Below are 6,579 nucleotides of genomic sequence, written 5' to 3' on the forward strand. Positions count from 1 at the left end.
AAGCGTTGCAGGCTTTCCAAATCGAATCTGCCGCTTATATCTCTATTTAGAGTCGCCTCTAACGATATGGGTTAACGTTAGAAACAGTAGATAGTAAAAAGTGATGTCTTCTATATAGGCTTTTATTACTAGCGATATAAAAAGAGGCTTCTGTATAAAAGCTATACGACTCACTTTCTAAGAATTCACTTCAGTAAACTTCAATCAACATGAGTAAACTGTGTTCACTATAGTAAACAAGCCTGAGTCAGTTTTACACCCTTAACAAGATTAAAACAGCTCAAAATGTGATATTTAACAATTTAAAAACAACTTTCAGTCGCATACAAAAACGCGATATTGATGCTTTTCACACCAACATCGCGTCTTTTGGCAAACGTTAGAAACAAAAGCAAACGTTTGCATTCACTATAAGAAATTCTAACTTTGTTAACTTATTTTGCAGTCACCCACAAAATCAGTGCATCTTCTGTACTAGTAGAAATCAACATATGCCCCATGTTGGCGTCGTAATACATGCTGTCACCTTCGCTCATGGGTACCGGCTCATAGAATTCTGAGTAGAACATCACATCACCAGAGATCACCATCAAGAACTCCTCACCATCGTGGCGAACCCAATCGTTATACTCTTCAAAGGTGCGTGCTCTCACTCGGCTCTTGAACGGCATCATCTTCTTATTCGAAAGTTCTGTCGCGAGCAGTTCATGCTCGTAAGTCGGAGTTGGGTGAGGTTTGCCCTGACCTGCTTTAGTTAAGTCACGACGTCCTGTAGCAACCTTTTTTCTTGGTGGCTCAAAGAGTTGCGGCATATCAATTTGCAAGCCCATAGCCAATTTCTGCATCGCTTGGAACGTCGGTGAGATTTGTTCGTTCTCGATTTTACTCAGCGTAGAGCGCGCCAAACCAGTACGTTGGCTCGCCTCTTCTAACGTAATGCCCAGCTTGCTGCGGATATCTTTAATACGCTGGCCGAGCCTAAGTGGTTCGATATTCTGATCTAACGTCTCTTTCGCCAACGTTAAAGATGGGTACTCATCATAAATGTCTTCTGACATAGGTCCCTCATTCATTTCTTACTTCCTGTCTATTGATTTCATTGTTGCATGAAGCGCTTTGTTGATTAAAGAGCACACAGGGAAATAAAGCGTGCTCCCTGTAGCAAAACGAGAAAATCTGTTTCCTATTGGAAATTTTTGTTGAAAATTGATTTTATCGGAGCTATGTTATCGACTTGTTAGATGAAGAGATGCTACTTCAGCTTGCAGCAAGTGATAGATTTAACATTTGTAAGAGCTGTTTTTTACCCGAAATTTTTGGGAACCAATTCGTGCTGCATTGACCCTACAACGATCGCTTTGACGCTATGGTCGTATAAATAAGAAGCAACGCACTATTTATACACCTATATAACGCAAACGATACCGATGCAGAAATCAACGTAAGACCTAATGGACTATAAAAACAATCACCATTAGCTTAATGAAAGGTCTCGACAATGAACGCTTATCAAAACCATAGCTTAGACAGTTTTTTCTCTACGAACCTATCTGCGACTGACGACGCAGTATTTGCTGGAATCCAAGCAGAGAACACTCGTCAAAACGAACAAATCGAACTTATTGCTTCTGAGAACATCGTTTCTAAAGCAGTAATGCAAGCTCAAGGCACTTGCCTTACCAACAAATACGCAGAAGGCTACCCAGGTCGTCGTTACTACGGTGGTTGTGAGCACGTAGATACAGTAGAAGCTATTGCGATTGAACGTGCTAAACAGCTATTCAAGTGTGAATACGCGAACGTACAACCTCACTCAGGTGCTCAAGCGAACGGCGCAGTTAAACTTGCCCTACTTCAACCTGGCGACACTATCCTAGGTATGTCTCTTGACGCTGGTGGTCACCTTACGCACGGTGCACGCCCTGCGCTTTCAGGCAAATGGTTCAACGCAGTTCAATACGGCGTAGACCGCGACACTCTTGAAATCGATTACGAAGCGGTACGCGCTCTCGCTATCGAATGCCAACCTAAAATGATTATTGCAGGTGGTAGTGCTATCCCACGCGTTATCGACTTCGCTAAATTCCGCGAAATCGCTGACGAAGTTGGCGCTATCCTTATGGTAGATATGGCACACATCGCGGGTCTTATCGCGACAGGTGCTCACCCTAGCCCACTACCACACGCACACGTTGTTACAACAACAACGCACAAAACACTTCGTGGCCCACGCGGCGGTATGATTCTGACGAACCACGAAGACATCAACAAAAAGATCAACTCTGCAGTGTTCCCTGGCCTACAAGGCGGCCCACTCATGCACGTTATCGCGGCTAAAGCAGTGGCGTTTGGCGAAGCACTTGGCCCAGAATTTAATACTTATATTGATTCAGTGATCGACAACGCAAAAGTTCTTGCTGAAGTGTTGCAAACTCGCGGTTGTGACATTGTGACTGGCGGAACAGACACGCACCTAATGCTGGTTGACCTTCGTCCTAAGGGCTTGAAAGGTAACGTAACTGAAGAGGCATTAGAGCGTGCAGGGATCACATGTAACAAAAATGGTATACCATTCGATTCAGAGAAGCCTATGATTACCTCTGGCATTCGTTTAGGTACGCCAGCTGGAACCAGTCGTGGTTTTGGCACTGAAGAATTCAAACTTATCGGTGAATGGATCGGCGATGTACTTGATGGCTTAGTTGAAAGCCCTGAAGGCAACGCTGAAGTTGAGCAACGTGTTCGCAAGCAAGTTAAAGAGCTTTGCAAGCGCTTCCCTCTTTACCGTTAGACCGTTTTTAAGATTTAAATTAAAACCTCATAAATTTTTGGAGAATAAGCAATGGACAATACACTAAAGTTTGCAGACAGCCACGAGTGGGTAAAAGACAACGGTGACGGTACTGTAACTATCGGTATTTCTGAGCACGCTCAAGAGATGCTAGGTGACGTTGTGTTTGTTGACCTGCCTGACACTGACGACGAAATCGAAGCTGGCGAAAGCTTCTCTCTAGTTGAGTCAGTGAAAGCTGCTTCTGATATCTACGCACCAATCTCTGGCGAAATCGTAGAAATCAACGAAGAATTAGAAGATAGCCCAGAGCTAATCAACGAAGAACCTTATGAAGGTGGCTGGATTGTTAAAGTGAAGATGTCTGATGCGTCTGAACTAGACAACCTTAAAGATGCGGAAGAATACCTAAGCTCTATCGAAGAAGACTAATAGGTAACCTCATTACGATAAAGCTGCTCTTTTGAGCAGCTTAATTTTAGGGGCTAGCTCACGGCTCCAGAGAGAAAGTAGAACATATCATGACTGAATTACTTCAAAGCCAATTACTGAAAGACCTGGGTACTCAAAACGAGTTTGTTGCTCGTCATAACGGCCCTAATAAAGCAGACCAGCAAAAAATGCTTGAAGCGATCAACGCGACTAGCCTAGACGCACTGATCGACGAAACGGTTCCTGCACAAATCCGTCTTGAAAAACCAATGACACTTGCTGCGCCACTAAGCGAAATGGACATGCTGGCCTCTCTTAAAGAGATCGCTAACCTAAACCAAGTGAAACGTACTTTCATTGGCCAAGGCTACTACAACACATTCACTCCAAACGTTATTCTACGTAACGTTTTAGAGAACCCAGGCTGGTACACAGCTTACACACCATACCAACCAGAGATCTCTCAAGGTCGTCTTGAAGCTCTACTAAATTACCAACAAATGGTAATGGACCTTACAGGTATGGAAATCGCGAACGCGTCTCTTCTTGACGAAGCGACAGCGGCTGGCGAAGCAATGACACTGTGTAAGCGTGCTGGTAAAAGCAAGAGCAAAGTATTCTTCGTTGCTGACGATGTTCACCCTCAAACACTAGAAGTTGTTAAAACTCGTGCTGAGTACATCGGTTTTGAAGTAATGGTTGGCGCTCTTGAAACACTTCCAGAGCAAGACGTATTTGGTGCATTAGTTCAATACCCTGGTACAACGGGCGAAGTTCGTGACCTAACAGACATCATAGCGAAAGCTCAAGCAAACAAAACTCTAGTAACCGTTGCTACTGACCTACTCGCATCTGCTCTACTTAAGCCTGCTGGCGAAATGGGCGCAGACGTAGTAATCGGTTCAGCACAACGTTTCGGCGTTCCTATGGGGTACGGCGGTCCACACGCTGCATTCATGGGTACTCGTGAAAAGCATAAGCGTACAATGCCAGGTCGTGTAATCGGTGTTTCAATCGATACTCACGGTAACCAAGCACTACGTATGGCAATGCAAACTCGTGAGCAACACATCCGCCGCGAGAAAGCGACATCGAACATCTGTACAGCTCAAGCACTTCTAGCAAACATGGCGTCTTTCTACGCGGTTTACCACGGTGCAGAAGGCCTACGTACTATCGCTCGTCGTACACACCACATGGCAGCTATCCTAGCGGCTGGCCTGACTAAAGAGGGTTACGAGCTAACAAACAACAGCTTCTTCGATACCATCACAATCAACTCTGAAGAGAAGACAGATGCACTGTACGCGAAAGCACAAGCAGCAGACATCAACTTGCGCCTTCTTAAAGGTAAGATCGGTATCAGCTTAGATGAAACAACCACAGTCGACGACGTGAATGCCCTATTCGCTATCTTCGACGTAAAAGAAGACGTTCAAGCGCTATCTTCTGACATTGCATCAAATGAGTTTGCGGCAATTCCAGAAAACTGTCGTCGTGAATCAGAGTTCCTAACTCACCCAGTGTTCAACACGCACCACAGCGAAACGCAAATGATGCGTTACCTAAAACAGCTTGAGAACAAAGACTTCTCACTAACGCACGGCATGATCCCACTGGGCAGCTGTACGATGAAGCTGAACGCTGCTGCTGAGATGATTCCAGTAACATGGCCTGAGTTTGGTTCAATTCACCCATTCGCACCTCTAGAGCAAGCGGCGGGTTACACAGCACTAGCAAAAGATCTTAAAGAGAAGCTATGTGAAATCACCGGTTACGACGATTTCTCACTACAGCCTAACTCTGGAGCATCTGGCGAATACGCAGGTCTAATCGCGATTCAACGCTACCACGCAAGCCGCGGTGAAGGTCACCGTAACGTTTGTCTGATTCCAAGCTCGGCGCACGGTACTAACCCTGCAACAGCATCAATGGTTTCTATGAAGGTAGTGGTTGTTAAGTGTGATGAAGATGGCAACATCGACATGACAGACCTAGCAGCGAAAATCGAGAAGCACAAAGAAAACCTATCAAGCATCATGATCACTTACCCTTCTACGCACGGCGTATACGAAGAGCAAGTGAAAGAAGTGTGTGAACAAGTACACGCAGCGGGCGGTCAGGTTTATCTAGACGGCGCGAACATGAACGCTCAAGTAGGTCTAACTTCACCTGGCTTCATCGGTTCAGACGTATCTCACTTGAACCTACACAAAACATTCTGTATCCCACACGGTGGTGGCGGTCCAGGTATGGGTCCTATCGGTGTTAAATCTCACCTAGCACCTTTCCTACCAGGCCACATCGAAAATGGTGTACAAGGTTCTGACTACGCGGTATCAGCGGCAGATCTAGGTAGTGCTTCAATTCTACCTATCTCTTGGGCTTACATCGCAATGATGGGCGAACCTGGCCTAACAGATGCGACTAAAGTTGCGATTCTGAACGCGAACTACGTGATGGAAAAACTGCGTCCTCACTACCCTGTTCTTTACCGTGGTACTAATGGCCGCGTAGCGCACGAATGTATTATCGATATTCGTCCACTAAAAGAAGAAACAGGCATCAGCGAAGAAGATATTGCTAAGCGTCTAATGGACTTCGGTTTCCACGCGCCTACGATGTCTTTCCCAGTAGCTGGCACGCTAATGGTAGAGCCAACTGAATCAGAAGATTTAGAAGAGCTAGACCGTTTCTGTGAAGCGATGATCGCAATCCGTCACGAAATGGCAGCTGTGAAAGCGGGTGAATGGCCACTAGACAACAACCCTCTAGTGAACGCACCACACACACAAGTTGACCTAGCTGGCGCAGAATGGGATCGCCCTTACTCTCGTGAACTTGGTTGTTTCCCATCTAAAGCAACGAAGAACTCTAAGTACTGGCCTACTGTTAACCGTGTAGACAACGTATACGGCGACCGTAATCTAATCTGTTCTTGCCCAAGCATCGATAACTACGAAGACTAATTCGTAGCGTTGTCACATCACAATAAAGTTTGTGACTAGATTAATTAAGTCTGTGACCGCAATTAAGTTTGTGACGTAAACCATATAGAAAAGCGAACCGAATGGTTCGCTTTTTTCGTCGTTGTATCGGTCTCTTTGGCCACCGCGTTCAATTATGGACTAAAAGTACAAAAGGCTTGTACATCCGTTAGCTTGTCTCATGAGTCTTAGGTAAACGCCCCATGAACCTACAGGGCGATATTACTAATGTTTGAAGTTCCAAGGCAGGAGTGCATCGATATCGGGCTCTGCTTTTGCTAGCTCTTTCATGCACTTGACCATATAGTCATAGAGGATAAGGCCGTTGGCTTTTGCAGTCTCGACGATACTGTAAAGCATCGCGCTCGC

At 45.4% G+C, this 6,579-nt stretch carries 5 protein-coding genes; 3 read left to right on the forward strand and 2 right to left on the reverse strand.

Annotated elements, in window-relative coordinates; translation table 11 throughout:
* Positions 1-434: 434 nt before the first annotated feature.
* Positions 435-1,058, reverse strand: coding sequence for a helix-turn-helix domain-containing protein (locus tag AB4307_RS16005; protein WP_017059847.1), 624 nt, complete (start codon positions 1,056-1,058; stop codon positions 435-437).
* Between the two features lie 440 nt (positions 1,059-1,498).
* Here AB4307_RS16005 and glyA point away from each other — a divergent pair, with 440 nt between their 5' ends.
* From glyA to gcvP, 3 genes are all read left to right on the forward strand, one after another.
* The gene (glyA, locus tag AB4307_RS16010; RefSeq protein ID WP_017072175.1) at positions 1,499-2,791 is read left to right on the forward strand and encodes a serine hydroxymethyltransferase; all 1,293 of its coding nucleotides are present in this window, start codon (positions 1,499-1,501) and stop codon (positions 2,789-2,791) included.
* Between the two features lie 51 nt (positions 2,792-2,842).
* Complete coding sequence (gcvH, locus tag AB4307_RS16015; protein ID WP_017072176.1) at positions 2,843-3,223, forward strand: glycine cleavage system protein GcvH; 381 nt, start codon at positions 2,843-2,845, stop codon at positions 3,221-3,223.
* Positions 3,224-3,312: 89 nt separating this feature from the next.
* Positions 3,313-6,192, forward strand: coding sequence for an aminomethyl-transferring glycine dehydrogenase (gcvP, locus tag AB4307_RS16020; protein WP_372132488.1), 2,880 nt, complete (start codon positions 3,313-3,315; stop codon positions 6,190-6,192).
* Positions 6,193-6,435: 243 nt separating this feature from the next.
* Here gcvP and AB4307_RS16025 read toward each other — a convergent pair.
* Positions 6,436-6,579: transposase domain-containing protein (locus AB4307_RS16025; protein ID WP_214253394.1), on the reverse strand; the 144-nt coding region annotated here is incomplete at its 5' end.

Origin of the sequence: Vibrio sp. 10N.261.52.C2 (genome assembly GCF_041471425.1) — a bacterium.
Classification (GTDB): Bacteria; Pseudomonadota; Gammaproteobacteria; order Enterobacterales; family Vibrionaceae; genus Vibrio; species Vibrio crassostreae_C.

Coding starts and splice junctions, on each gene's coding strand:
- AB4307_RS16005 (WP_017059847.1), bottom strand. CDS start 1,058: ATGTCAGAAGACATTTATGATGAGTACCCATCTTTAACGTTGGCGAAA.
- glyA (WP_017072175.1), top strand. CDS start 1,499: ATGAACGCTTATCAAAACCATAGCTTAGACAGTTTTTTCTCTACGAAC.
- gcvH (WP_017072176.1), top strand. CDS start 2,843: ATGGACAATACACTAAAGTTTGCAGACAGCCACGAGTGGGTAAAAGAC.
- gcvP (WP_372132488.1), top strand. CDS start 3,313: ATGACTGAATTACTTCAAAGCCAATTACTGAAAGACCTGGGTACTCAA.